Origin of the sequence: Bradyrhizobium sp. S69, assembly GCF_009766005.1 — a bacterium.
Taxonomy (GTDB): Bacteria; Pseudomonadota; Alphaproteobacteria; order Rhizobiales; family Xanthobacteraceae; genus Bradyrhizobium.
Genome location: NZ_LMUK01000046.1, coordinates 500,383 through 524,387, shown reverse-complemented (window position 1 = coordinate 524,387; position 24,005 = coordinate 500,383). Strand labels below are relative to the sequence as shown.

Below are 24,005 nucleotides of genomic sequence, written 5' to 3'. Positions count from 1 at the left end.
TTTATCTCGGGTTGCTGTTATTCGGATTTTGCGTCGCCGGCGTCATGCGGCGGATAGCGAGAATGCGGCAGGGGTCAAACGATCATGCGGTCGCTTGAATCCTGTCAGCAAACACGCTTGCGGGCCGGTTCAGGCCGTAGTGCTCGCGCAACGTCTTGCCGGTGTATTCGGCGCGGAACAGCCCGCGTTGACGCAAGATCGGAACGACATGCTCGGTGAACAGGTCAAATCCGCCCGGCAGCCACGGCGGCATGACGTTGAATCCGTCGGCGGCCCCATTTTCGAACCAGGTCTGGATGTTGTCGGCGATCTTTTGCGGCGGTCCGGCGATCACCCAATGACCGCGCGCGCCGGCAAGTCGCTGCACCAGTTGCCGGATGGTCGGCTGCTCGCGATCGACGATATCGACAACGAGCTTGAAACGGCTGGCGACACCGCGGGCGCTGTCGGTATCGATCAGGTGCCGCGGGAATGGACCGTCAAGGTCGAAGCCGGAGAGATCCAACCCGATCATCTGACGAAGCTGGGTCAATGAATATTCCGGCTGGATCAGTTCGTTGAATTCATCCTGTAGCCGGTCCGCCTCTGCCTGCGTGCTGGCGATAAAGGGGCTGATGCCGGGCAGGATCTTGATCTGGTCCGGACTGCGGTCGAAGGCCCGGGCCTGCCGTTTGATGTCGGCGTAGAATTCCTGTGCGCTGGCAAGCGTCTGGTGCGCGGTGAAGATGGCTTCGGCGAAACGGGCTGCGAACGCTCGCCCGTCGTCGGATGAGCCCGCTTGCACATAGACCGGGCGGCCTTGCGGTGGCCGCGAGATATTCAACGGTCCGCGGACGCGAAGATGTTTTCCGACGTGATTAATCGCGTGGATTTTGCTGGTGTCGGCAAAAACGCCGGACACCGGATCGTTGACGAGCGCGTCATCCTCCCAGCTGTCCCACAGTCTGGTGACGACGTCGAGAAACTCCCTAGCACGCTCATATCGCTCGCTGTGCGGAGGATGCTCGGGCAGGCCGAAATTCTGAGCTGCCTGCGCGGTGCTGGTCGTGACGATATTCCAGCCGGCGCGGCCCGCGCTGAGATGATCGAGCGAGGCGAATAGTCGCGCCAGATTGTAGGGTTCGGTGTAGGTCGTCGACGCCGTCGCGATCAATCCGACGCGGCTGGTTACGGCCGCGATGGCCGCAAGCCAGGTGATGGGCTCAAATCGAAATCGCTGCGCATAGCGGACGTTGTCGGCAAGTGCCGGTCCGTCGGCGAAGAAGATCGCGTCGAACTTGTTGGCTTCCGCGCGCTGCGCGAGTTCCTGGTAGTAGGTGATATCAAGGATGCGATCCGCCGCGGAGTCCTTGTGGCGCCACGCGGCTTCGTGGTGGCCGCCGGGATAGATGAAGAGGTTCAGCGCAAGCTGCCGTTGTTCGCTCATGTCAGGGACTCGCGCGTGGCGATCTGTACGACGTTGGAGGGAGTTTTGCGCGCGAACGCAAAGCGCAGATAGCGCTCCAGGCGCAGCCCTTCCGGTGCGCGCTTGGTCTCGACCAGCCCGGTGAAGGCCTTGCGAATCTGTTCACGTTCCGATTTGGAGAAGCCGTCAAGGAAGTTGCCGAAGGCGCTCGATTCCGACCATTTAAGCAGGGAATCGGCGTCGGCGTGCACGTCGATCAGCGACCGCAGGTCGCTGCGGTAATCGACGAATCCGGCTGTCGTGAACAGATCCTTCAATTGCTCGTGGGTCGCGCCGAGGACCGGATTGGACTCGCGATGCCGATCGCCGAGGCCGACTTGCGCGATGGCGGTGCGCAGCAAAACGCGAGATTGGTGAGGTTTTGAGGGATCCTGGATATTGAGCCCGAGCCGGCCACCGGGCTTGAGCACACGGTGGACCTCCCGCAAGGTACGATCCTTTTCCTCAATCCAGTGGAATACGCTGTTGAGATAGACCGCGTCGAACTGGCCGTCGCGAAAACGGGAGAGATCCTCGGCGCGGCCGGTCTCGAACGTCAGTGTTTTCGATTGCCGAAGCCGGGCAATTTCGATGCGGCTTTCCAGCGGATCAATTCCGATGACCCGGCCCTGCGAGCCAACCAGGCTGGCGACGAATTCAGCGAGCCGGCCGGTTCCGGCGCCGATGTCGAGAACGTGCTCTCCCGCCTTCACCGCCAACGGTCCGATCAGGAACTTGCCGTGATGGAATTGAACGATGCCTGCGCGTTCGTAGGTGTTGGCGAGTTCGGGCGTATCCTGTTCAAGGCTGATGGTTTCGCCAGGCTGTGGCATTTCCAATATCCGTCAATCTCGGTTGTTTGGCTCTGGCGGCCGGAGCGACCGGCCGGCCTGTCTTCCAGGCGAGTGTGAAGCGGAACTCTACGTTTCCGATCGCGATGATGTCGATGAAATGAATTTACGTTGTTGCAGCGGATGCGAGCATGAATCGCATGAGTTGATCTCAAATCGGAGATGAGTCCGTGGTTCGCGGCGTGTTTTCCGGGGATTGTTGCGGTTCGTTGAGCGTGTTCGCGTCAAATGCGATGTGGTCGCGCCGAAATCTGATCGGCGAGGAAGCCGCCGCGTCACTGTCGTTGCAAATATTTCAGGGCCGGCATCGGCGACGATGCGATCATTGTTCGTCCGCGCAAACAAAGCTGATTTCGTTTCATTGACTGTCTGGCGTTCGCTTCTACGATTTGCCGACCATAGTGAGGTCGATCATCATGCCGCAGTCCGATCCCGATAGCGTTGCCCGCGAAGCCCTCCGCTTGATCGGTCCCGATCCGGAAAACTGGGTACCTGACCGCGATGGGATCGATCATAATGTGGTGGTGGTCGGCGGCGCCCAATCCGGAAGCGCGTTGGCGTTTGCGCTGCGGCGAGCCGGGATCGGTAAGGTTTCGGTGATCGATGCCGCGACAGACAGCGCCGAAGCCGGCGTATGGTTGACCAGCGCGCGGATGAACAAGCTGCGCACCCCGAAAAATCTGCCGGGCCCGGAACTCGGGTTGCCCGGTCTGAGCTTTCAGGCCTGGTATGAAGCACGTTACGGCGTGGCGGCCTACGTTGAGATCGATCGCATTCCACGTTTGGAGTGGGCCGCCTATCTCGAATGGTACCGTAAACTGACCGGCATTTCCGTCCGCTACGGCACGCGGCTGGTTCGTGTTGAGCCTGCGGCCGATCACCTTCGGCTTCATCTGGAGCAGGGCGGCACAACCAGGGTCGAGACCACACGCAAACTCGTTCTCGCAACCGGATTTTCCGGCAATGGCGGTCCCTCCGTGCCTGATGTGCTGGTGCGCCATTTACCGAAGAGCCTTTATGCTCACACATCGGAGGCCATCAATTTCGAGGCGTTACGCGGCAAGTCTGTCGCCGTGCTCGGAAGCGCCGCATCGGCCTTCGACGCCGCCGCGGTTGCGCTGGAGACCGGGGCGAGTGAGGTTCACCTGTTCGCCCGCCGCGACGGCCTTGCTTCGCTACCGGTGATCCGGATACGCGGCTATCCCGGCGCCTATGATAATTACGGTTCACTGCCGGATGCGGTGCGATGGCATCAGGCCATTCGCTTCCGGCGCGCCGGCTCGACGCCGCCGCCCGATGCGATCGCGCGTGCGGTAAAGTTTCCCAATTTTCATTTGCATTTGGCCTCGCCGTGGAGCTCGGCGAAGCCCTTGGGATCAAGGCTGGTCGCCGGCACGCCGCTGGGTGAGTTCGCGTTTGATTTCGTGATTGCCGGCACCGGCTATTCCGTCGACCTTGCCTCGCAACCGGAACTGCGCGACTTCGCTGGTGAAATCCTGCTTTGGCGCGACCGGTTCACGCCGCCGGAGCACGAGCACGACGAGACCTTGGTAACTTATCCCTATCTGGGATCGGGGCATGAGTATCTGGAGAAGCGACGCGGCAGCGCGCCTCATCTGAAAGATATCCACGTCTTCAACCCTGCGGCGTTCGTCAGTTTCGGCCTGCCGGTCGGAGATATCCCAAGCTTCAAGCGCGACATTCCGGCGATCGCGGCGCGGATCAGCCGTGATCTGTTCCTCGCTGACCTCGCGTCCCATGAAAAACGCATCAACGGATCAATCGCTGAGGATTTCAGTACCGATCTCTATGCTTCCGCGGTCTGGCGATCGCCGCAAAACGTCGCGGCGGAATAGATGCCCATGAACGAAAGTCACCTCATCTCATCTCCGCTGTCGCAGCTGCGACCTGCGCACGGCGGAGCATTGCCTGGCAAAGGATCGCAGCCTGGGAACCAAGACCATGACTGAAACGGCCACCATCGATAACGTGATTCCGAGAGCCGACATCATCAAGCGCGCGGCGCGTCTCGGTGCGGAGATCAGGAATATCAAACTGTCGGGTGATCTGTCCGACCAGACCATCGGTGCGATCAACAAGGTGCTTCTCGAGCACAAGGTTATTTTCTTCCGCGATCAGGAGCATCTTGACGATGCCGAACAGGAGCGGTTTGCCGTCCGTCTTGGAAAACTGGTTCCGCATCCAACGGTCGGCGCCATCAAGGGTACGTCGTCAATTCTCGAGCTCGATTCCGGCCGCGGCGGGGGGCGCGCCGACCAGTGGCATACCGACGTCACCTTTGTTGACGCCTATCCGAAGATATCCGTGCTGCGCGGCGTCGTGATCCCGCCGTTCGGCGGCGACACGGTCTGGTCGAATACGGCGGCAGCCTATCTCGACCTGCCGTCGCCTCTGCAAAGGCTCGCCGACGAACTCTGGGCGGTGCACAGCAATGCCTACGACTATGCCGTCAAGTCGCGCGCCAGCGAGGCCGACAAGAAGTATTTCGACGAGGTCTTTACCGGAACGGTCTATGAAACAGAGCATCCGGTGGTGCGGGTTCACCCCGAAACCGGCGAGCGTACGCTGGTGCTGGGCAATTTCGTGCAGCGGTTCGTCGGCCTGCCCAAGTATGACGGCCAGAAGCTGTTCGACCTGTTCCAGTCGCATATCACCTCGCCTGAAAACACCGTGCGGTGGAGCTGGAAGGACGGTGACGTCGCGATCTGGGATAACCGCGCCACTCAGCATTATGCGGTCAACGACTACGGCGACCAGCATCGCATCGTGCGCCGGGCCACGATCGACGGCGACGTCCCGGTCAGCATCGACGGCCGCCACAGCGTCACGCGCATCAAGGCGACCAAGCCGCAGGCGGCCAAAGCCGCCTAGACCGGATATCACCAGAGGAATTCCGAAATGACATCCTTGTTTCGATCGGTCCGTGCGACGCGCAATGCTTCGGTCGCTGGTGCGCGAAAGGCGTTGCCCGTTCTGTGGGCGTCCTTGTTGACCCTGGGCTTTGGCTGGCAGGGCCACGCGGAGCCGCTGGAAAAGACCGAGATCCGCTATCAGGGCTGGGCAGGCCAGGTGACGTTTCCGGAGTTGGCCGAAGATCTCGGCTATCTGGCGCCGCTCAAGCTGAAATGGGTCGGCAACACGATCAGCGGCCCGCAGGATATCCAGACCGTGGTCACGGGCGATGTCGATGTTGGTGGCGCCTTCTATGGCGCGATCATCAAGCTGATCAACGCGAAAGCGCCGATCAAGGCGGTGGTCGGCTATTACGGTTCCGATGCCGATACCTACTACGGCTATTACGTAAAAGATGACAGCCCCATCAAAACGGCCCGCGACCTGATCGGCAAGAAGGTCGCGGTCAACACACTTGGCGCCCACCTTGAATTCGTGCTGCGCGAATATCTGTCACGTGGTGGCCTCAGCGCCGCCGAAGCAAAGCAGGTCACATTGGTTGCGGTGCCGCCGGTCACGGGCGAGCAAGCGCTGCGCCAGGGACAGGTCGAGGTGACCGCGCTCAGCGGCGTGTTGCGCGACAAGGCGCTGGAACGCGGTGGAATCCGCAAACTGTTTGCCGATACCGACCTGTTCGGCAATTTTACCGGCGGCGCTTATGTGCTGCGGGACAGGTTCATCAAGGATAACCCGGAGGCGTCCCGCAAGCTGGTCGAAGGCATCTCACGGGCCATCGACTGGGCGCAGACGACGCCACCTGCGGAGGTGCGGGCCCGATTCGAAAAGATCATTGCCGAGCGCAAACGCAACGAGGACGCCTCGTCGATCAAATACTGGAAGAGCACCGGGGTGCCGACGAAGGGTGGCCAGATCTCGGACGATCAATTGCAGGTATGGATCGATTGGCTGGTCAAGGACGGCCTTCTCAAGCCCGATCAGCTCAAGCCATCGGATATCTATACCAATGCGTTCAATTACTATCGGCCGGGCAAGACGGCGGATGCCCAATGAGCGCGGTCAAAATTCGCTTCGAGCAGGTCCGCAAGGAGTTCGCCGTCCGCGGCGAAAACGGCGGACCGGCCCGGCGCTTCACCGCGCTCGACGACATTACGCTGGATGTTAAGTCCGGCGAATTCCTCGCCCTCGTGGGCCCGAGCGGTTGCGGAAAATCGACTCTGCTCGATCTCTTGGGCGGATTGGACACTCCGACCAGCGGCCGGATACTGCTTGACGGGCGGCCGATCCTGGGGCCGGCGCGCGACCGCGGTATCGTGTTCCAGCAATATGCTTTGTTCCCCTGGCGTACGGCGGTCCAGAATGTCGAGTTCGGGCTCGATATCGCCGGGCTCAAATCGAAAGCGCGTCGCGAAAAGGCGCTGCACTATCTCGATTTGGTTGGCCTGTCGGCGTTCGCCAACCGGTATCCGCATGAGCTGTCCGGCGGCATGAAGCAGCGCGTCGCGATCGCGCGCAGCCTGGCCTACGATCCTGAGGTGCTGCTGATGGACGAGCCGTTCGCGGCGCTCGATGCCCAAACCCGGGAGACGCTGCAGGGCGAGCTTCTGCGCATCTGGCGGCGCACAGGCAAGACCATCGTCTTTATCACGCACGGGATCGACGAGGCTGTGGTCCTCGGGCAGCGGGTCGCGGTCATGACGTCACGCCCAGGGCGCATCAAGCAAATCATCGAGGTTCCCGAGGTGCTTCGCAGCGAGACCGAGGACGTGCGGTCGCTTCCGGCATTTGGAGCTGTCCGGCACGAAGTCTGGACCTTGCTGCGCGACGAAGTGCTGAAAGCTCAGCAAGGCCAGCTGACCGGAGACGCGGGTCTGCGAGCCGAAAGCGCTGCAAAGGAAGTTGCCCATGTCTAGCCTGGAAATGCTGACCCTGCTGGAACTGGCGCAGGGGCGGCCTGCGACCTTGGGCGGTGCAGGCGAACAGTCTTCGTCGGCACCGAAGGAGTTTCGCCGCGCCATCCGGTGGCTTGGGGCGTTCGGGCGAAGGTCGCTGCTGCTGCTCGTCTTGCTGGCGGCGTGGGAGGCGGTTCCGCGGCTGGGACTGGCCGATCCGACGTTCCTGCCGCCGTTTTCGGAAGTGCTGAAGGCGGGGTGGCAACTCGCTCTAAGCGGCGAGCTTTACGACGACGTCGCGGCCAGTCTGTTGCGCGCCCTGAGCGGCTTTCTGATCTCGGTCGTGCTGGTGGTTCCGCTGGGGCTGGTGATCGGCTGGTACGGCCGGCTCGGCAGTTTACTGAACCAGATCATCGAAATAGCCCGCAACACCGCGCCGCTCGCCTTGCTGCCGGTCTTCATCCTGTTGCTGGGGATAGGCGAGGTATCGAAGGTCACGATGGTGATCTACAGCTGCGCATGGCCGCTGCTTCTCAATACCATCGCGGCCGTCAAGCAGGTCGATCCGCTGCTGATCAAGTCGGCCCGCACGATGGGGGCGACGCCACAGCAGCTGTTCCGCAAGGTCATCTTGCCGGCATCTCTTCCCACGATCTTTGTCGGGATCAGGCTTGCGAGCGCCGCGGCGATGCTGGTGCTGGTCGCCTCCGAGATGGTCGGCGCCAAGGCCGGTCTTGGCTATCTGATCATCTACAGCCAGTACAGTTTCCTGATTCCGCAGATGTACTTCGGAATTCTGGGTATCACCGTGCTTGGCCTCGCGTTCAATGCCATCCTGGAGGTCCTGGAGCGGCACTTCATGCGCTGGAAAGCGCCGGCGGTCTAAAGGCAACCTTACGATGAGCCGGGCGTGTTGCGAGCGGTAGCCTGCGTCACGAGGCTGTTTGGCGGAACATCTTTTGTAATCCAGACATTGCCACCGATCGCCGATCCACGTCCGATCGTGATCCTGCCGAGGATGGTGGCGCCGGCGTAGATGACGACATCATCTTCCACGATCGGATGACGTGCGTCGCCCTTGATCAAATTGCCCTCGTCATCGGTCGGAAAATGCCGCGCGCCGAGCGTCACAGCCTGATAGATGCGAACGTTCTCTCCAACAATCGCAGTCTCGCCGATCACGACGCCAGTACCGTGATCGACAAAGAAACCAGATCCGATGCTCGCGCCAGGGTGGATGTCGATGCCGGTTCCGGCATGAGCGATCGAGGCCATCAGGCGGGCAATCAGTCTTGCACCCAAACCATGGAGAATGTGGGCGAGACGATGATGGATGATCGCCGTCATTCCGGGATAGCCGATCAGGATCTCGGGAAAGTTCCGGGCTGCGGGATCGCCGACGAAAGCGGCCCGCAAATCGCTGACGAGGATGCCCCGCAGCTCAGGCATGCGCGCGGCGAATTGGCGTGTCAGTTCGACCGCATCGTCGCGTCGAAAGCCCGGCAACAACTCGTCGCCGACAAATAGCGCGCCGCGATGGATTTGTTCGCACAGGGAGTTGAGCGCGGTGCTCAGCGTATTGCCGACAAAATAGTCGATATTCTCGCCATCCAGCTCGAACCGGCCATAGTGGCGTGGAAATAGCACCTCGGTGAGGCCGTTGAGGATATCTTCCAACGCGTCTCGCGACGGAGGCCGACGCGCCTCTCCATCCCGGCGGATGCTATGGGTCTCTTCGCGCGAGCTTCGCAGCTCGGCGACGATCCGATCGAGCTGCCATCGCCCTCGCGGGGCGTCGTCGTGGTTGGTTGATACGATGTGGGAATTCGGCGGGATTTCACGTTTCATTGTGCTTCGCCTTGTCGTTTCGGTTGCACGGCCGTTCACTCAGCGCACGTGCGCCAAGGGAATGCTCACTTCGGCAAGCCGGTCCAGATCGGTATCATGGTCGATTTCGATATATTGGCCGTTCCAGTACACCAGCCCTGACAGGCGATGCGACAGGTCGAAGCTCAACAGTCGGCCCACCACGATCCCGTGCGAATGCCGCTCGATGATCTCCTCGACCTGACACTCCACGGTCGCTAGCGATTGTCCGAGCAGCGGCACGCCGGATGAACCGGGGAACCATTCGGCGCCTTCAAAACGCTCCTTGCCTTTCAGCCTGCCATTGCTGAAGCGGGTTGCGAGCTCTTGCTGGTCCGACCCCAGAATATTGACGCCAAACAGGCGATAGCGCTCGATCAAGGCGAACGACGACGCCTGCTTATTGATGCTTACAAGCAGCCGTGGAGGATCAGTGCTCAGGGAGCTCAGCGAAGTGACCGTCATGCCCGAGATATCCTCACCGTTGCCGGCCGTGATAATACTGACGCCGCCGGGGAGGCGGCGCATGATGGAACGAAACTGGCGTTCGATTTCGCCCGAATCGTCGACGAGATGAATGTCGGACTTGCTCATCTGTCGCTCTCTCATCAAGTGCCGTCGAAGCTCGTCATGGGCGGCCGCAGGCAAGTGCCCGAACCGTCAGAAGAACCCTTTGGCGGGCAGCGGTGTGCCGCTGATTTCGTATTGCCCGATCGATCGGGCCTTGAAGGTGGTCGGGTTGTGCGAGGACAACGTCCGCGCATTGCGCCAGTGGCGATCGAAATTGGTGACTTTCTTGGTGGCGGAGGCACCGCCGACGTCGAACAGCAGGCTGCCGCCGCGAATGGCAAGCTCGTCCGCGACGATCTTGGCCTTGGCCGATAGCAGCGCGGCCTTGTGGGCGGCTTCGACGGCGTTTTCCGCGCCGGCATGAAATGCGTCGGTGGCGACATCGAGCGCTTCGGCCGCCGCAAGCACGACGGTCTCCGCGGCAAAAGCCCCGGCGGCGATTTGCCCGACGGTCTGCTGCAGCAACGGATCTTCGGTCGGGATCTCGCTCGGCGCGTAATAGAATGTTCGCTGGCGGGTACGTACAAGGGCGGCAGCGTCGCGCAGGATGGCCCGCGCAATGCCGGCATTGATCGCAGTCAGGAAAAGCTGGGCGAACGTGTTCGAATAGGGGACGCCGTAGCCGACATCGGGGGCGTCGAACACGACTTCCTGTCGCTTGACCCGAACGTTGCGGAAATGCGTGGTCCCCGTCGCCGTGAGCCGCTGTCCCAATCCATCCCAGTCATCGACCAGTTCAATGCCCTCCCGCTTCACCGGGATCAGCGTCGCCCCGGTCGCGCCGGATGCGTCGGCCACACGCACGAGGACATAGTCGGAATACAACGTCCCGGTGCTGTAGTATTTCGTGCCGTTGAGCAGATAGTCGTCGCCGTCAGCCGTCAGCGTCGTATTCGGCTTGACGTCACCCACCTTCGGCGACTCCAGCTCCGTCGTTGCCAGCCCGATAATGGCGCCATCGGCGACGGCTTTCTGCCACTGCCGGCTCTGGTCGTCGCGGGGAAACCGCACCAGCCGCTCGACCACGCTGAAGTGATTGCGCAGGATATGCGCGACATTGGCATCCGCCTCGCCAAGGCGGATGACGACCTCGAACAGTTCGCGGATCGAGCTGCCGGCGCCGCCGGCCTCGATAGGCAGCCGCAAGGCGCCGAGCCGGGCGCCGCGTATGAGGTCGATCGATTCATAGGGCAGAATGCGTTCGCGCTCGCGCTCGCTGGCTCCCTTCTCGATGTGGTTCAACAGCGCCTCGAGGTCCGGCGAACGGGGGTCGAGAGGGTGCGAACGTTCGAGGGACAGAGCGGATACAGGCTTGTTCATTGGTTGACCCCGATGGAGTGGATGCGATTGACGGGTGCGTGATTGTGCAAGACTAAATTCGCCTACTAAAGCTGCGCCAGGTGATCGGTGATCGTGACTGGTTCCGGCAAGACCTTGCGCGCGACCAGCCAGTCTGCCGCTCTTTGCAGTTCGGCAATGAAATTCTCGTCGTTGACAGGGAAATAGCGATATTTGCGGTCCATCGCGATGAACTGATCGCGCACCTGATCGCTGTATTTTCCGGCCTTCTGTGCGATGTATTCGGCGTCCTTGCTGTTTTCCGAGATCCACTTGCCCTCGGCACGGAAGGCATCATTGACCGCGCGGACCAGGGCCCGATTGTCGGTCGCGAATTTGCGGGTGGTCAGATAGGAGGTGTAATCGATCTGGAACTCCAGATCGCGGCCTTCGAGAAACAGGTCATGCGCCTTGTATTCCAGCCGCGCGATATCGACGCCGGGACTCCACATCGACCAGGCATCGACTTTTCCCGACGCGAGCGCGGGCGCGGCGTCGGGTGGATTGAGATAGACGAATTTTACCGCCGAGCGTTCGATCTTGTGCTTTTCCAGTGCTGCGACCAGCAGGAATTCGCCGAGGCCTGAACGGTTCACCGCGACCGATTTTCCAACGAGATCCTCGATCTTGTTGATGCCGGAATCGTCCTTGGCGATGATCGCGGTGGTGCGCGGCTCGTAGACCACGAACTGGGTGAACACCAGCGGCGAGCCGGCGATGATGGCGGCCAGCGCCGGTGTGGTGCTGCCGCCGAAACTGAAATCGGCACTGCCGCCGGTTACGGCTTGCAAGGTAGGCGCGTGGTTGGGAAACGGGCCAAGCCACTCGACCTTGATGCCGTCTTTGGCCAAGAGCTTGTCGAACTCGCCGCGCTCCTTGGCGATGAGATTGAGGCCACTGAGGCCCCAGGTCAGGCGGACCGTGTCGGTGGTGCGGCCCGCGGCCGACCATGCCGGTTCGTTCAAATTCAACCCGGCGAGCGCGCCGATGCCGAAACTCGCCGCGCCGAGAAAACCGCGCCGGGATGGTCTGCCAAGGGAGAAATCAGACATCAATGGATCCTTCCGGGAGGTCAGGCGGGGAGAGGAGAAGCCAGGACGCCAAGCTCCGCCAGGAGGTCGGCGCGGGCGATCGGAGTTGAAGCGTCAGCTTTGGTCCGGTGTTCAAAGGCGATCCTGCCGTCACGCATCACCAGGATGCGGTCGGCCAGCGCGATGGCTTCATCGACATCGTGCGTCACCAGCAAAACACCGGGCCGGTGGCTGGCGACCAGCACGCGGACGAGTTCATGCATGCGAATACGAGTCAGCGCGTCGAGCGCGGCAAAGGGCTCATCCAGAAGCAGGAGTTCAGGTTGCTGCACCAGGGCGCGAGCCAAGGCGACGCGCTGGGCCTGTCCGCCCGACAAATTGCGCGGCCAATCATCGAGCCGGTCGCCGAGCCCAACTTCGGCCAATGCGGCGCCGGCGCGCTCGCGCGCATCCGGGTGTTGAAGCCCGAGCGACACGTTTCGCCAAAGATTGCCCCAGGGCAGCAACCGATGTTCCTGGAACACCACGGCCGGACGACGCGGCGCCACGATGCGCCCACCCTGGATCGGATCGAGGCCGGCAAGCGCCCGCAGCAGCGTGGTCTTGCCGCACCCGCTTTCTCCCAGGAGCGCGACGAATTCGCCGCGTTCAATGCGCAGATTGAGGTTTTCGATCACCACCCGGCTGCCATAGGCGCGGCGGAGATGACTGACCACCACGGCTGGCGAGGGGATGGTCGAAGACGACAAGGGTGGCGAGACATGAAGTGGCGAGACATGGAAGGTCACCGGGCGGCTCCGTAATTGGGATGCCAGGCGAGCAGACGCCGTTCGAGCAGGCGGGCAATCGCATCGGCGGCGACGCCGATCAGCGCGTAAATCACGATCGTCAGCACGATCACATCGGTGCGCAGGAATTCGCGCGCGTCCATCGCCAGGAAGCCGATGCCAGATTGGGCGCCGATGGTTTCGGCGACGACCAGCGCCAGCCATGCTGTTGCCAGCGCGTAGCGGATGCCGGTGAGAATCGACGGCAACGCACCGGGGAGAACGATGCGCAGGATCAGTTGCAGCGAGCTCAGTCCCTGAACGCGCCCAAGTTCGACCAGCTTGGGGTCGACCTGCCGAATCCCCAGGGTGGTGTTGATGTAGATCGGAAAGGTGACGCCGAGCGCGACCAGGAAAATCTTTTCTGCCTCGCCGACACCGAGCCACACAATCACCAGCGGCAGCGACGCGATAAACGGAATCGCGCGTATCATCTGGATGCTGCGGTCGATGGCGGCTTCCGCGATGCGCGAAAACCCGACCAGGATGCCGAGCGTAAAGCCGACGCTGCCGCCGATCGCAAAACCGGCCGCGGCCCGCAGCAGACTTATCCCGAGGTCGCCCAGCAGGTTATCGGTCGTCACCAACCTGATCGCGGTTTGGATGACCTTGCTTGGCGCCGGCAGCACCTGCGGCGACAACCATCCGGCTCGGGCCAGCAGTTCCCAGATGATGACAAGCGCAACCGGCGCGAGCCAGGAGAGCGCCAGCAAACCGTGACGACCGATCGTCAGGCCCGGTTTGTCCGACGAGGCGGAAGACTCATCTGCGCGCTGAGGCTGATCAAATTCGACATTCGCCGCAGTCTGTTCGATATTGCTCAACAGAGTATTCCCTAGTCGATCGAACCTTATGCCGCCTCTATGGATGCAACGAACATGGATGCAACGAACACCAGGACGTCAGGCGCGGAATGCGCGGCAGCTATCACTCGATCAGCGATGCACCGTTGCATCAACGGAAGCCTCGATCGTACGATGGAAACTGTCACACGAATTCGGCCGAACAGAAATAGATCGGTATTTCAATTGTCGTTCGTTCCGGAGTGTTCTGATTTCTTTGCAAGCCAAAGATAGCAAGGAATGTCTATCAAGGTTTCATTGTCGGCTTTTCCATCAGATGTACTTGATCTATCGATGCGTTTTGGTGAAAACGACCTATTTCCGAAACACATCATGCGGGCGATCCAGCAAAGAGAGAACGTAATGTCAGCGCACCCCCTTCGATTTGGCATCTGGGCCCTGGTCCACGGGCCGCGCGCCGCGCATCAGGATCCCGAAGAACCGTATGACGCGTCATGGGAGCGCAATCGCGATCTGGTGCTGGCGGCCGAACGGCTCGGTTATGATTCCACCCTGATCGCTCAGCACACCGTCAATCCTCATCAGGAGGATCTCGACCAGCTCGAAGCCTGGAGTTCGGCGGCAGCATTGGCGGCCTTGACCAGCCGGATCGAGATCATCGCTGCCATCAAGCCGTATCTGTATCACCCGGTGGTGCTGGCCAAGATGGCGCTTCAAATCGAGAACATCAGCCGGGGACGGTTCGCGATCAATCTTGTCAATGCGTGGAATCGTCCGGAGCTGGAGAAGGCCGGCATCGGTTTCCCGGAGCACGATGCGCGCTACGCCTACGGACAGGAATGGATCTCGGTGGTGTCGCGCCTGATGCAGGGCGAGCGGCTCACATACAAGGGCGAACATTTCGACGTGCGCGACTACGCTCTCCGACCAAAGGATATCTACCGGTCGCGCCCCCTGATCTATGTGGGCGGCGAATCCGAACCCGCGCGCGCGCTGGTCGCCGATCACGGCGACGTATGGTTCATCAATGGCCAGCCGCTGGAGGACGTCGCAAGCCTGATTACCGACGTTGCGGCGCGGCCGCGCCATTCCGCGCCGCTTCGTTTCGGTCTTTCCGCCTTCGTCGTCGCGCGCGAGACCAGTGAACAGGCCGCAGCGGCCCACGAGCGGCTGCTGGCCCTGGCGGCAAAGGACGCGCCGATGAAGGCGATCCAGAAACAGAACACCGATCCGAAAGTCGTGATGATGCAGACGATGCAGAAGACACCGCGGGTCGGCAGCAACGGCGGGACCGCAGCCGGGCTGGTCGGCAGTTACGACGAGGTGGCGGCGCGCATTGTTGCTTTCCACGCCGCCGGGATCGAGCTGTTCATGCTGCAGTTCCAGCCATTTGAAGCGGAGATGGAGCGCTTTGCGCGGGAGGTGATTCCGCGCGTGCGACAGGCACAGACCGGGTCGTTCGCGGACCGGTCCGAACGGCAACTGAGCCAGCGCTGACAGGGATCCTTACGCGGACGCCGCCGCTGGAGCCTGCTTGGCAAAGCGGCTCGGCGGTCGCGGAAGGTCGAAATGGTCGCGTAGCGTTGAACCGCGATACTCCGTGCGGAATAGGCCGCGGCGCTGCAGGATCGGCACGACCGTTTCGACGAAGACCTCGAGGCCGGTCGGAAGCACATCCGGCATCAGATTGAAGCCGTCGGCGGCGCCGGCTCTGAACCAGGCTTCGATATCATCGGCGATCGAATCGGGCGTCCCGACGATGATGCGGTGGCCGACGCCGCCGCCGAGTGCGCGCAACAATTGACGTACGGTCAGGTTGCCGCGGCGGGCAATATTCACGGTGCCCTGGAACATGGTGTGATTGGCGTTGGCGGGCAGCGGCAACGGATCGGGCAGCGGCTTGTCGAGTTCAAGCAATGCCGGATCGATCTGCAGCGTGTTGGCGAGGCGCGCGAGGCTGTATTCGATGGGCACGAGCTCCCACAATTCGTCCTGCCGCCGTTTTGCTTCGGCCTCGGTGCTGCCGATCACTGTCGCTAGACCCGGCAGAATAACGATGGCTTCGCCTGACCGGCCGTAGGCGGCAGCTCTCGCTCGCAGATCGCGCGCATAGGCTGCACCTTCCTCGATCGTCTGCGCCAGCGTGAAAACGGCGTCCGCCTGGGCGGCGGCGAGATCCCGGCCATCGTTCGATCCGCCCGCCTGCACGGTGACGGGCCTTCCTTGCGGGGACCGCGGCATGTTCAGCGGGCCCGCCACCGAATAATACGTGCCGCGGTGGGCAATCGGATGGACTTTTGAGGTGTCCACGAACCTGGCCGAAGCCTTGTCGCCGACGAAGGCGTCGTCTTCCCAGCTGTCCCATAGCGCATGAACCACTTCCGCGAATTCCTTGGCGCGGTCGTAGCGCGTCTTGTGTTCGAGGACGGCAGGCAGGCCGAAATTGCGGCTCGCGGACGCGTCGGCCGTGGTCACCGCGTTCCAACCGGCGCGGCCGCCGCTGGCAAGATCGAGCGTCGCGAACCGCCGGGCAATATTGTACGGCTCGTTGTAGGTCGTCGATGCGGTTGCGATCAGGCCGATATGACTGGTGGCAGCCGCGACCATCGCCAATACGATGGTCGGCTCCAGCGACTGAAACGGACGATAATCGATCCGATCCGTGATGGCGGGCGTATCCGCAAGAAAGATCGCATCGAGCTTGCCGCGCTCGGCGATCTGCGCCACGCGGACGTAGTGGCCGACATCGAAACAAGCGCGCGGGTCGCTCTCGGGCAGCCGCCATGCCGACGCATAGACACCGGAGTGCAGAAGATTGACGTTCAGGTGCAGTTGACGTGGCGCCATAATGGGATTCCGGCCGGAGGATAACGCAGCAAGCGAGATATCGCTTTGCGACGATCAAGGAAACAAACGGTGGTCCGACAGAACAAAAAAGAAAAATTCGTCTTTACAGGCGGGCATCGTACGCAGGTATGCGTCGAGTTTAGCGCCAATAGAAAATGTCATGTGTGTGACCACATGAATCTTCTTCGCAGCAGGGCGACCGGGGAAGCTTCACCCAATTCTCCACGAATATCTGAAATTGCCAGAAATGGTGCGCCGCGCGACGATAACGGCGCGGCTTGATTTGGCCGTGAACGGTCTGCGCGGAGCAATAGTCCATGACAAATCAATCCATCCGCGCCGAAAGGACATTCTCGGCGGCCGGATCTGTTGAGTTCGACGCGGACGTTCTGGTCATCGGCGGCGGTCCGGCGGGGACGTGGGCTGCCATCGGCGCAGCCGAACGCGGCGCGCGCGTCGTGCTGGCCGACAAGGGCTTCTGCGGGACGTCCGGCGCGACGGCGGCCGCCGGAACGGGCGTTTGGTATGTCGATCCGGATCCGGCGCTTCGCGAGGCTGCGATGGCCAATCGCGAGAAGATGGGCGGCTATCTGCAGGATCGCCGCTGGATGGCCCGTGTACTCGATCGCACCTACGATCGGAGCAATCAGTTGGCCGATTGGGGTTATCCCTATCCGGTCGACGGCAACGGAAAAGCTCAGCGCAACTCGCTGCAGGGACCGGAATATATGCGGCTGATGCGCAAACGCACCAAGCAGGCCGGCGTTACCATTCTCGATCATAGTCCGGCTCTCGAGCTGCTGGTCGATGAAGACGGTGCGGTCGCGGGCGCGACGGGCGAGCGCCGCCAGAAGCACGATCGATGGACCGTGCGCGCCAAGGCCGTCGTGATCGCGACCGGTGGCTGCGCCTTTCTCAGCAAGACGCTGGGATCGAACGTCCTAACCGGCGACGGCTACCTGATGGCGGCGGAAGTAGGCGCCGAATTCACCAGCATGGAGTTTTCGAATCCTTACGCGATCTCCACCGCGTTCGGCTCGGTGACCAAGACCTTGTTCTTTGGCTGGGCGACTTTCACCTATGAAGACGGCAGCGTGGTTCCCGGTGCCGCCTCGAAGGGCGGCAGGTCAGCCATCGCCCGCGCGCTGCTGCAGGGGCCGGTCTACGCCCGGCTCGACAAGGCCGACGGCGATGTGCAGCAACATATGCGCGCGTCGCAACCGAATTTCTTCCTGCCTTTCGACCGGACCGGCATCGATCCGTTCACCGATCGCTTCCAGGTAACGCTGCGGCTCGAGGGCACGGTGCGCGGTACCGGAGGACTTCGTATCGTCAACGACGATTGCGCAACCAGCGTGTCGGGCCTTTACGCGGCAGGCGATGCGGCAACCCGCGAACTGATCTGCGGCGGATTTACCGGCGGCGGCAGTCACAACGCGGCGTGGGCGATGTCGTCCGGCGGCTGGGCGGGGCAGGGCGCCGCCGACTATGCCAGGCAGATTGGCCCGGCAACCAGGCGGTCCCTATCGGGCGCTGGTACCGTCGCGCTTCGGGAGAACGCCAATCGGCCGTTTAACCCTGCCGATTTGACGCGAGCCGTCCGGGACGAAGTCGTCCCCTATGAACTGAATTATTTTCGGGAGGCGGGACGTCTCGGCGGGTCGCTGCGGCGGCTCGACGCGCTGTGGGCTGAAGCTTCCAGTGCCGATGCCGCAAACGCGTCCGATGTGCTGCGGGCACGGGAGGGCGCGGCCATGCTGGCCACAGCGCGGTGGATGTATCGCAGCGCGCTTGCGCGCCAGGAAAGCCGCGGCATGCATCGGCGCGATGATTTTCCCGATCAGGACGACCGGCAGCGGCACTACATTACGTCCGGCGGGCTTGACGAGGTCTGGACAGCGTTTCGTCCGCACGCCGCCGCGGCCTATGCGGAGGCGGCCGAATGATCGAGATCATCGATGCGGAACGTTGCACCTCCTGCGACATCTGCGTGAACGTCTGTCCGACCAATGTATTCGACAAGACCGGCGGGATTCCGGTGATCGCCCGGCAGGGCGACTGCCAGACCTGTTTCCTCTGCGAACTCTATTGTCCCGAGGACGCGCTGTTCGTGTCGCCCTTTGCCGATGAGCCACAGCAGGTCGACCTCGCTGCCCTGAAACAAGCTGCCGCGATGGGCAGCTATCGCCGGGCGGTCGGTTGGACCGATGAAACCAGCGACCGTCGCGGGATCGATCGAAGCTATCTGCTGTTTGGTCACTGAAAGAGACAACAGACTGCACCCGCTTCGGACGTGCGGTCCCATGTAAAGTCTGGAATCCTTGAATGAACGTGCGTCAATCCTCGACGGCATTGCGGCCGATCGAGTCGTTCCCGCCTATCGCGCCCGATGTGGAGCCGGCCCCGATGGTTCGGTTCGAGGCGGTCTCAAAGACCTATCCGGCCCATCGCGGCAAACCGAGCGTGCGCGCGCTGCAGGACATCGATTTCGGCGTTCCGCGCGGATCAATCACCGGTGTCATCGGCCGCTCCGGAGCGGGAAAATCCAGCCTGGTCCGGCTGATCAACGGGTTGGAGAAGCCGACCGCCGGCCGTGTTTTCGTCGACGGCCGCGACATTTCTGGTCTCGCAGGCCACCAATTGCGGTTGGCGCAACGCGCGATCGGAATGATCTTCCAGCATTTCAACCTGCTGTCGTCGCGGACGGCGGCGGGCAATATCGCCCTGCCGCTTGAAATCGCGGGCTGGTCGAAATCCGATATCGCGACGCGTGTTTCGGAACTTCTCGACCTCGTCGATATCGCCGACAAGCGTGATCGTTACCCGTCAGAGCTGTCCGGCGGCCAAAAGCAGCGGATCGGCATCGCCCGCGCTCTCGCGACGGGGCCGAGCGTACTGTTGTCCGATGAGGCGACGTCGGCGCTCGACCCGCAGACGACGCGCTCGATCCTCGACCTGCTGGCCAACATCAATCGCGAACTCGGCGTCACGATCATCCTCATCACCCACGAGATGTCCGTCGTCAGGCAACTCGCCAGGGAAGTCGTCGTGCTCGATGCAGGCGAGATCGTCGAGCGAGGGCACGTCGCCGATATATTTACCCATCCGCGGCATGCGATCACCCAGAGCTTCCTTACCGAGGTTCTCGGCGACGCGGTGCCGGTGTCGTTGTCGAGCCGGTTGCAACCGCAGCGGAAACCGGGCGACCAGGCCGTCATTCGCGTGTTGGTTCGGGGCGTGGACGGCGGCGACACGCTGGTGTCGCGGCTGGCGCGCGAGTTCGCCGTTGACGTGGCGTTGCTGTCGGCCCGTATCGATGAGATCGGAGGCCAGCATGTCGGCTCGCTGACGCTCGGCGTGCCCGGCGATGAAGCCCGACTCACCAAGGTGCTGTCCTATCTTTCACAACGTCAGTTCTCCGTGGAGCGCCTCGGCTATGTCGCTTGACCTTATCAATCTGATTGTACAGGCCACCGGGGAAAGTCTTTTCATGGTCGCGGTCGCGGCCCTGTTCGGAACGCTTTTCGGGTTGCCGCTCGGAATTTTCCTGGCGACGAGCCGGAAGGGGGAATTGTTCGAGGCGCCGGCCGTCAACAAGATTCTCGGTGTTATCGTCAATGCGACCCGATCGACCCCCTTCATCATCCTGGTGGTCGCGATCATTCCGTTCACGCGCCTGATCGCGGGCACGTCGATCGGATCGGGTGCGGCGATCGTACCGCTGACGATCGCGTCAGCGCCCTTTATCGCGCGGCTGGTCGAGGGCGCGATCCGCGAAGTCGATTCCGGTTTGATCGAAACCGCATCGTCGTTCGGCGCGACGCCCTTGCAGGTCGTGCTCAAGGTCCTGATCCCGGAAGCGCTGCCGGGGCTGGTTCTGGCGTTGACGCTCGCGGTTGTCAGCCTGCTCGGCTACTCCGCGATGGTTGGCGCGGTCGGCGGCGGAGGGTTGGGTGATCTGGGCATCCGCTACGGCTATCAGCGCTTCATGCCGGACATGATGCTTGCCGTGGTGGTCGTTCTCATCGCGCTGGTGCAAAGCGTGCAGACCGTTGGCGATTATCTGGCGCGCCGGGTCAATCGCCGCTTGCGGAATCGCTGAAATCGCCATGCCCAGGGAAATCCGCCTCAACGCATTCGACATGAACAGTGTCGGCCATATCCAGCATGGCATGTGGACGCATCCGCGCGATCAGTCGCCGCGCTACACCGATATCGAATACTGGCAGAATCTCGCGCGCACCGCCGAGCGCGGGCTGTTCGACGCGATTTTCCTGGCTGATATTATCGGCGTCTACGATGTCTATGGCGCTTCGCCGGCCGCCTCGATCCGCAACGCGGTCCAGGTTCCGATCAACGATCCGCTGCTGGTCGTTCCCGTCATGGCGGCGGTAACAAAGAATATCGGCTTCGGCGTTACCTCGAATGCGACTTACGAACCGCCTTATCTGTTTGCCCGCAGGCTCTCGACCCTCGATCATCTCACCAAGGGGCGAATGGGCTGGAATATCGTGACCGGTTATCTCGACAGCGCCGCGCGGGCGATGGGGCTCGATCGGCAGATCGAACATGACGACCGCTACGATCTGGCGGACGAGTATATGGAGGTCATTTACAAGCTGCTCGAAGGAAGCTGGGAGGACGACGCGGTCATCGCGGATCGGACCAACAGGCTTTACGCGGATCCGGCAAAGATACATGCGATCAACCATGTCGGCCGGCGGCATCGGGTTAATGCCATCCATCTGAGCGAACCCTCGCTGCAGCGGACGCCGGTGCTGTTTCAGGCCGGCGTATCGACGCGCGGCCGCGCATTTGCCGCAAAGCATGCCGAATGCGTGTTCTTCTCGACGTCGACCAAGGAGAACGTCCGCGCCATCGCCAGGGATACGCGGGCGCAGGCGGTCCGAAACGGCCGCAACGCCGAGGATATCGTGATCTTTCTGAGCCGCTCCTTTGTCGTGGGCAGGACGCGCAAGGAAGCCGAGGAGAAGTTCGCCGATTACAGGGCGTATGGCAGCGTCGAAGGCGCGTTGGCGCATTTCGCGAGTTCGGTGGGGATCGACTACGCCAAGGAAGACCTCGACGCGCCGCTCCGGCATGAGCAGACCAACTCCATGCAATCGATCCTGGAAGCGGTGACCACCCGCAGCAGCGAGCAATGGACGTTGCGCAAGCTGCTCGGCCAGATGGGGCTCGGTAGCCGGACCATGCCCTTTGTCGGCTCGGCGGAGGAGGTTGCCGATGAGATGCAGGGCTGGGTTGAAGAGACCGGTATCGACGGCTTCAACCTCAGCCGTGTGGTGACGCCGGAAGGGCTGGAGGATTTTGTCGATCTGGTCGTTCCGATCCTACAGGAGCGCGGTGTGTACAAGACCGCGTACCGCGAGGGAACGCTGCGGCAAAAGCTGTTCGGGGGTGCATCCGGCCGCCTGCAGGATTCACATATCGGGGCGTCGCATCGGCATCGGACGGTGAGGGACGATGTATCAGATCAAACTTCCGTACCGGTCACGGTTTTGTAGCCAGCGGTTTAACCAGGCGATGCCTACGGAATGAAAGCTTGAGGGGGATAGAGATGAGCAGCAATACCGGCGCAAGCTATCATCGACGCGGCCTGCTTTCGGCCATGATGGCAAGTCTTCTGTTCGCGCTCGGGCACGCGGCGGTGTCGCCGGTCAGGGCCGCCGAGCCACTGAAGATCGGGACGTCGAGCGGCCCGATTGCCGAAATCGTCCAGTTTGCCGCGGCCCGAGCCAAGGAACAGGGGCTCGATGTCAAGATCGTCGAATTCTCGGATTGGGTCACGCCGAACGAGGCGCTGCAGAGCGGCGATATCGACGCCAATCTGTTTCAGCATATTCCTTTCCTCAACAACGCTATCGAAGCGCGCGGTTACAATTTCAGTCCGATTGCGCCGACATATGTGCTGCCTGTCGGCCTCTATTCAAAGAAGATCGCCAAGCTGGAAGAGGTTCGTCCGGGTTCGACGGTGGCGGTCGCCAGCGATCCGGTCAACGAGGCGCGCGGGCTTTTGCTGTTCGAGAAGGCCGGTTTGATCAAGCTGCGCGAGGGCGCGGGCGAAAAGGCCAATGTCCGCGACATCGTGGAGAATCCGAAGAAGCTGAAATTCCTGGAGATCGAGGCGCCGCAACTGCCCCGGGCACTCGATGATGTCGAGTTAGCGCAGGTCAGCATCAGCTATCTGATTGCCTCGGGCGGCAATCCCGAGAGCCTGCTGGCGGAGGACGGCTTCGGCGATCCGCGCTACGCGCTCCAGTTCGTGGCGCGAACCGACAGGAAGGACGATCCTCGCCTGCTACGATTCGTTTCGATCTACCGCTCGCAGGAGGTCAAGGACTACATCACCAAGAAATATGGCCGCTTCTTTGTGCCGGTCTGGTGAAGCCAGGGTTACGAGCCCTTTGGCGACCAGATTTTCACGGCTGTTGTATCGACCTTCTTTGGGATCAGGGCTTCGGCCAGGAAGGCATCCGCGATACGCTGCTGCTCCGACAGGCCGGGCGCGGTGACGGCGCCGACCTGATAGGACCGATGACTATTGGCTTCCTCGACCGTCGCAGCATCGATGCCCCACAGGCCGGCGAGCAAGGTTGCCGCGTCTTGGGGATGGGTTTTGACCCATTTTCCGGTCTCCGCGAGCTTGTCAAAAATGACGTTCAGCACATCGCCATGCCGATCCGCGAAATCGGCTGACGCCACATAATAGCGCTTGTAGCTGGCAAGACCGTTGCTCCCGTCCGCCAGGACACGCGTATCGGACTGGCGGCTGGCGCTGGTGAGAAATGGATCCCAGGCAACCCAGGCATCGACATTGTTGCTGACAAATGCCGCCCGGCCGTCGGCGGGCGTCAGATAGGCCGGCGTGATGTCCTTGAAGCTCAGGCCCGCCTTCGCCAGAGCGGCCAGCAGCAGGAAGTGGCTGCCGGCGCCCTTGGTGACCGCGACTTTCCTGCCCTTGAGGTCGGCCAGGGTTTTGACCGGTGAAGCCTGCGGCACCAGGATGGCCTGCGCGGACGGTGAGGCCGCTTCCTCGGCGACATAAGCGAGTTTGGCTCCGGCGGCTTGTGCAAAAATTGGTACGGTGTCGGCGACGTCGGCGCTGAAATCGATGCTTCTGATATTGATCGCTTCCAGCAGCGGGAGGCCGCTGCTGAATTCGTGCCAGGAGATCGTTACCCCGAGCGGAGCCAGCGCCTTTTCCAGTTCACCATTGGCCTTGAGAATCGCCGTCAGCGTCGAGGATTTCTGATAGCCGATACGCACCTCGTCGGCGGTGGCGGGTTGCGCGAGCGTGACCGCAGCCAAGAAACCGATGATGCCGAGCGCGAAGCGGCGCGTGACGGATGCAATCCGGGAAGAGCCCGGAGAAGGCTTGGGCGAGATCAACATTCTAATCGTTCCGATTCAGGATAGCGGACAAATGTCACCTATTGCGGGTCGTGCCCAGGCTGGATTTGCAGGGAAGCGTGCGCGATTGGCAATGGCGGAGATTTCACCGAGCTTAGTCGAAAATTCTCCGTGCGACGGGAATATGAGAACCGTATTTCCGCGGCATGTCGTCGGCGTTAGCGCATTCGTGAT

General features: G+C 61.9%; 22 protein-coding genes. 12 read left to right on the top strand and 10 right to left on the bottom strand.

Features of this window, described 5'->3' with window-relative positions; all coding sequences use genetic code 11:
* Window positions 1-82 precede the first annotated feature (82 nt).
* The gene (locus GSQ88_RS27160; protein WP_159010827.1) at window positions 83-1,426 is read right to left on the bottom strand and encodes an LLM class flavin-dependent oxidoreductase; all 1,344 of its coding nucleotides are present in this window, start codon (window positions 1,424-1,426) and stop codon (window positions 83-85) included.
* Window positions 1,423-2,277, bottom strand: coding sequence for a class I SAM-dependent methyltransferase (locus GSQ88_RS27155; RefSeq protein WP_159010826.1), 855 nt, complete (start codon window positions 2,275-2,277; stop codon window positions 1,423-1,425). The genes GSQ88_RS27160 and GSQ88_RS27155 overlap by 4 nt, the downstream gene beginning before the upstream one ends.
* Before the next feature lie 434 nt (window positions 2,278-2,711).
* On the opposite strand from GSQ88_RS27155, the gene GSQ88_RS27150 reads away from it, so the two are divergent.
* From GSQ88_RS27150 to GSQ88_RS27130, 5 genes are all read left to right on the top strand, one after another.
* Entirely contained in the window at window positions 2,712-4,151 is a 1,440-nt protein-coding gene (locus GSQ88_RS27150; protein WP_159010825.1) for an FAD-dependent oxidoreductase, read from the top strand.
* Between the two features lie 106 nt (window positions 4,152-4,257).
* A complete protein-coding gene (locus GSQ88_RS27145; RefSeq protein ID WP_159010824.1) occupies window positions 4,258-5,187 on the top strand; it encodes a TauD/TfdA dioxygenase family protein in 930 nt (309 codons plus the stop codon).
* Window positions 5,188-5,214: 27 nt separating this feature from the next.
* Entirely contained in the window at window positions 5,215-6,279 is a 1,065-nt protein-coding gene (locus GSQ88_RS27140; RefSeq protein WP_159010823.1) for an ABC transporter substrate-binding protein, read from the top strand.
* Window positions 6,276-7,139: an ABC transporter ATP-binding protein gene (locus tag GSQ88_RS27135; RefSeq protein WP_159010822.1), complete on the top strand. Its 864-nt coding sequence runs from the start codon at window positions 6,276-6,278 to the stop codon at window positions 7,137-7,139. Before GSQ88_RS27140 ends, GSQ88_RS27135 begins: the two co-directional genes overlap by 4 nt.
* The gene (locus GSQ88_RS27130) at window positions 7,132-8,004 is read left to right on the top strand and encodes an ABC transporter permease (RefSeq protein ID WP_174248116.1); all 873 of its coding nucleotides are present in this window, start codon (window positions 7,132-7,134) and stop codon (window positions 8,002-8,004) included. Before GSQ88_RS27135 ends, GSQ88_RS27130 begins: the two co-directional genes overlap by 8 nt.
* Window positions 8,005-8,012: 8 nt before the next feature.
* Here the strand turns inward: GSQ88_RS27130 and epsC are convergent, their stop codons facing one another.
* From epsC to GSQ88_RS27100, 6 genes are all read right to left on the bottom strand, one after another.
* Window positions 8,013-8,966, bottom strand: a complete 954-nt coding sequence (gene epsC, locus GSQ88_RS27125; protein ID WP_159010821.1) for a serine O-acetyltransferase EpsC — start codon at window positions 8,964-8,966, stop codon at window positions 8,013-8,015.
* Between the two features lie 39 nt (window positions 8,967-9,005).
* Window positions 9,006-9,578: a flavin reductase family protein gene (locus tag GSQ88_RS27120; protein WP_159010820.1), complete on the bottom strand. Its 573-nt coding sequence runs from the start codon at window positions 9,576-9,578 to the stop codon at window positions 9,006-9,008.
* Between the two features lie 66 nt (window positions 9,579-9,644).
* On the bottom strand, window positions 9,645-10,874 hold the full coding sequence (locus GSQ88_RS27115) for an acyl-CoA dehydrogenase family protein (protein WP_159010819.1): 1,230 nt from the start codon (window positions 10,872-10,874) through the stop codon (window positions 9,645-9,647).
* A gap of 65 nt (window positions 10,875-10,939) precedes the next feature.
* Window positions 10,940-11,944, bottom strand: a complete 1,005-nt coding sequence (locus GSQ88_RS27110) for an NrtA/SsuA/CpmA family ABC transporter substrate-binding protein (RefSeq protein ID WP_159010818.1) — start codon at window positions 11,942-11,944, stop codon at window positions 10,940-10,942.
* 20 nt (window positions 11,945-11,964) lie between these two features.
* Window positions 11,965-12,672, bottom strand: a complete 708-nt coding sequence (locus tag GSQ88_RS27105) for an ABC transporter ATP-binding protein (protein ID WP_174248131.1) — start codon at window positions 12,670-12,672, stop codon at window positions 11,965-11,967.
* 35 nt (window positions 12,673-12,707) lie between these two features.
* Window positions 12,708-13,484 carry an ABC transporter permease subunit gene (locus tag GSQ88_RS27100; protein ID WP_159010989.1) on the bottom strand — a complete coding sequence of 259 codons (777 nt, stop codon included), beginning with the start codon at window positions 13,482-13,484 and terminating at the stop codon, window positions 12,708-12,710.
* A gap of 471 nt (window positions 13,485-13,955) precedes the next feature.
* Between GSQ88_RS27100 and GSQ88_RS27095 the strand changes: the two genes are divergently transcribed.
* Window positions 13,956-15,050, top strand: a complete 1,095-nt coding sequence (locus tag GSQ88_RS27095; RefSeq protein WP_159010816.1) for an LLM class flavin-dependent oxidoreductase — start codon at window positions 13,956-13,958, stop codon at window positions 15,048-15,050.
* 9 nt (window positions 15,051-15,059) lie between these two features.
* Here the strand turns inward: GSQ88_RS27095 and GSQ88_RS27090 are convergent, their stop codons facing one another.
* Window positions 15,060-16,400: an LLM class flavin-dependent oxidoreductase gene (locus GSQ88_RS27090; RefSeq protein WP_159010815.1), complete on the bottom strand. Its 1,341-nt coding sequence runs from the start codon at window positions 16,398-16,400 to the stop codon at window positions 15,060-15,062.
* A 317-nt stretch (window positions 16,401-16,717) separates the two neighbouring features.
* Here GSQ88_RS27090 and GSQ88_RS27085 point away from each other — a divergent pair, with 317 nt between their 5' ends.
* The 6 genes from GSQ88_RS27085 (at window position 16,718) to GSQ88_RS27060 (ending at window position 22,806) form a co-directional block, all read left to right on the top strand.
* The gene (locus GSQ88_RS27085; protein WP_159010814.1) at window positions 16,718-18,346 is read left to right on the top strand and encodes an FAD-dependent oxidoreductase; all 1,629 of its coding nucleotides are present in this window, start codon (window positions 16,718-16,720) and stop codon (window positions 18,344-18,346) included.
* Complete coding sequence (locus GSQ88_RS27080) at window positions 18,343-18,663, top strand: 4Fe-4S dicluster domain-containing protein (protein ID WP_159010813.1); 321 nt, start codon at window positions 18,343-18,345, stop codon at window positions 18,661-18,663. The genes GSQ88_RS27085 and GSQ88_RS27080 overlap by 4 nt, the downstream gene beginning before the upstream one ends.
* 62 nt (window positions 18,664-18,725) lie before the next feature.
* On the top strand, window positions 18,726-19,847 hold the full coding sequence (locus GSQ88_RS27075; RefSeq protein ID WP_174248115.1) for a methionine ABC transporter ATP-binding protein: 1,122 nt from the start codon (window positions 18,726-18,728) through the stop codon (window positions 19,845-19,847).
* Window positions 19,837-20,502 (top strand): methionine ABC transporter permease, encoded by a 666-nt coding sequence (locus GSQ88_RS27070; RefSeq protein WP_159010812.1) that lies wholly within the window; start codon window positions 19,837-19,839, stop codon window positions 20,500-20,502. Before GSQ88_RS27075 ends, GSQ88_RS27070 begins: the two co-directional genes overlap by 11 nt.
* A gap of 7 nt (window positions 20,503-20,509) precedes the next feature.
* Window positions 20,510-21,925, top strand: a complete 1,416-nt coding sequence (locus GSQ88_RS27065; protein WP_159010811.1) for an LLM class flavin-dependent oxidoreductase — start codon at window positions 20,510-20,512, stop codon at window positions 21,923-21,925.
* Window positions 21,926-21,978: 53 nt separating this feature from the next.
* Entirely contained in the window at window positions 21,979-22,806 is an 828-nt protein-coding gene (locus GSQ88_RS27060) for a MetQ/NlpA family ABC transporter substrate-binding protein (RefSeq protein ID WP_210253898.1), read from the top strand.
* Window positions 22,807-22,814: 8 nt separating this feature from the next.
* Here GSQ88_RS27060 and GSQ88_RS27055 read toward each other — a convergent pair whose 3' ends face one another.
* On the bottom strand, window positions 22,815-23,813 hold the full coding sequence (locus GSQ88_RS27055; RefSeq protein WP_159010810.1) for an aliphatic sulfonate ABC transporter substrate-binding protein: 999 nt from the start codon (window positions 23,811-23,813) through the stop codon (window positions 22,815-22,817).
* Window positions 23,814-24,005 lie beyond the last annotated feature (192 nt).

Bases quoted from the DNA above. Each gene is read 5' to 3' on its own strand.
- GSQ88_RS27160 (WP_159010827.1), bottom strand. From the start codon at position 1,426: ATGAGCGAACAACGGCAGCTTGCGCTGAACCTCTTCATCTATCCCGGC.
- GSQ88_RS27155 (WP_159010826.1), bottom strand. From the start codon at position 2,277: ATGCCACAGCCTGGCGAAACCATCAGCCTTGAACAGGATACGCCCGAA.
- GSQ88_RS27150 (WP_159010825.1), top strand. From the start codon at position 2,712: ATGCCGCAGTCCGATCCCGATAGCGTTGCCCGCGAAGCCCTCCGCTTG.
- GSQ88_RS27145 (WP_159010824.1), top strand. From the start codon at position 4,258: ATGACTGAAACGGCCACCATCGATAACGTGATTCCGAGAGCCGACATC.
- GSQ88_RS27140 (WP_159010823.1), top strand. From the start codon at position 5,215: ATGACATCCTTGTTTCGATCGGTCCGTGCGACGCGCAATGCTTCGGTC.
- GSQ88_RS27135 (WP_159010822.1), top strand. From the start codon at position 6,276: ATGAGCGCGGTCAAAATTCGCTTCGAGCAGGTCCGCAAGGAGTTCGCC.
- GSQ88_RS27130 (WP_174248116.1), top strand. From the start codon at position 7,132: ATGTCTAGCCTGGAAATGCTGACCCTGCTGGAACTGGCGCAGGGGCGG.
- epsC (WP_159010821.1), bottom strand. From the start codon at position 8,966: ATGAAACGTGAAATCCCGCCGAATTCCCACATCGTATCAACCAACCAC.
- GSQ88_RS27120 (WP_159010820.1), bottom strand. From the start codon at position 9,578: ATGAGCAAGTCCGACATTCATCTCGTCGACGATTCGGGCGAAATCGAA.
- GSQ88_RS27115 (WP_159010819.1), bottom strand. From the start codon at position 10,874: ATGAACAAGCCTGTATCCGCTCTGTCCCTCGAACGTTCGCACCCTCTC.
- GSQ88_RS27110 (WP_159010818.1), bottom strand. From the start codon at position 11,944: ATGTCTGATTTCTCCCTTGGCAGACCATCCCGGCGCGGTTTTCTCGGC.
- GSQ88_RS27095 (WP_159010816.1), top strand. From the start codon at position 13,956: ATGTCAGCGCACCCCCTTCGATTTGGCATCTGGGCCCTGGTCCACGGG.
- GSQ88_RS27090 (WP_159010815.1), bottom strand. From the start codon at position 16,400: ATGGCGCCACGTCAACTGCACCTGAACGTCAATCTTCTGCACTCCGGT.
- GSQ88_RS27085 (WP_159010814.1), top strand. From the start codon at position 16,718: ATGACAAATCAATCCATCCGCGCCGAAAGGACATTCTCGGCGGCCGGA.
- GSQ88_RS27080 (WP_159010813.1), top strand. From the start codon at position 18,343: ATGATCGAGATCATCGATGCGGAACGTTGCACCTCCTGCGACATCTGC.
- GSQ88_RS27075 (WP_174248115.1), top strand. From the start codon at position 18,726: ATGAACGTGCGTCAATCCTCGACGGCATTGCGGCCGATCGAGTCGTTC.
- GSQ88_RS27070 (WP_159010812.1), top strand. From the start codon at position 19,837: ATGTCGCTTGACCTTATCAATCTGATTGTACAGGCCACCGGGGAAAGT.
- GSQ88_RS27065 (WP_159010811.1), top strand. From the start codon at position 20,510: ATGCCCAGGGAAATCCGCCTCAACGCATTCGACATGAACAGTGTCGGC.
- GSQ88_RS27060 (WP_210253898.1), top strand. From the start codon at position 21,979: ATGAGCAGCAATACCGGCGCAAGCTATCATCGACGCGGCCTGCTTTCG.
- GSQ88_RS27055 (WP_159010810.1), bottom strand. From the start codon at position 23,813: ATGTTGATCTCGCCCAAGCCTTCTCCGGGCTCTTCCCGGATTGCATCC.